Below are 1,376 nucleotides of genomic sequence, written 5' to 3' on the forward strand. Positions count from 1 at the left end.
TGTATCTACGTCAATAAAATGGACACATTAAAATGAATCATTTCTTGAATAAATCCTTTTGTTATTTACTGAAATTCTCTTAATATGCCCATTTAATCATTTTGGTTTGATGAGCGATTAAGAGAATTGCCTATTTTGCACTTTTTCATTTCCATTTTAGCTAGCTTTTCTGTCCATTTCATTTGGTGTTAAGAATCCAATTGCTGAATGGATCCTTTTTGCATTATAAAAACACACGATGTATTCGAATATTCGTGCTTCCGCGATCTCTCGAGTTTTGTAAGTTTCTCTATAGATTAACTCCTTTTTTAAAATACTATGAAACGCCTCAATACAAGCATTGTCATAACAGTTTCCCTTTCGACTCATACTTATTTTGATTTTTGCTTCTTCTAAACATTGAATATACTCCTCAGAACGATATTGGCTACCCTGATCTGAATGGTGAATTAAGCCTTTTTTCGGCGGTTGAGACTTCATGGCTCGCTTAAGTGCCATTAGGGGTAAATCCGTGGTCATTCTGGCGCCAGTTGAAAACCCAATAATTTTTCTAGAATATAAGTCCATAACTGATGCCAAGTATAACCATCCTTCTTGAGTCCAAATATAAGTAATATCACTTACCCATGCTCGACCAGGAGCACTGGTTTTAAAATTTTGATTTAATATATTCGGGTATTTTGCTTCTGGTTGCTTTTTAGTTTGTTTAGCTTTGTATTTTTTGACAGTGATGGATCGTAAACTATTAGCTTTCATAAGACGTTGTACTGTTTTTAAGGATATAATAGAGCCTTGTTTTTGGAGAGCTTGAAAAATTTTAATAGCTCCGTATCTTTTATTAGACTCAAGATAGATTTCTTTTATTTGTTTAGATAACATCTCTTTAATTAAAGTCCTTTTCGATTGTGGTCGCTTCAACCAATCATAGTATCCACTTCTTGATACACCTAGTACTTTGCACATCTTTGAAACACTAAATTCGTGTCGGTGTTGATGGATAAATCGAAAAATCACTTCGGGTCTTTCGCAAAGATGTGCATTGCCTTTTTTAAAATCGCATTCTCTTCTTCTAGTTCTTTAATTCGTTTCTCAAAATCAGACATTTCCTTGTGTTCAGGGGATAAGTTCCCGCTACCAATAAAACTAGCCTCTTTAGAATCTTTATATTTTCTAACCCAACGAGTGAGTGTACTATAATTAATTTCTAAATTTCTAGCTACTTCTCTAGTACTTCTTCCCTCCTCAACAACTAATTTAGCTGCCTGTAATTTGAATTTTTTATCGTGATGACTCATTAAACACACTCCCGACCTAAGATACTAAGTATATTTTACATTAGAATCATTTCAGTGTGTCCGTTTTTTAGTCTACATGCA

The 1,376-nt window shown here is 33.7% G+C and carries 1 pseudogene; it reads right to left on the minus strand.

Annotated elements, in window-relative coordinates:
• Positions 1 to 156: 156 nt before the first annotated feature.
• Positions 157 to 1,295: pseudogene (locus tag COI44_RS12740) on the minus strand (IS3 family transposase).
• Positions 1,296 to 1,376 lie beyond the last annotated feature (81 nt).

Origin of the sequence: Bacillus sp. AFS088145, assembly GCF_002564465.1 — a bacterium.
In the GTDB taxonomy this organism is placed as follows: Bacteria; Bacillota; Bacilli; order Bacillales; family Bacillaceae_G; genus Gottfriedia.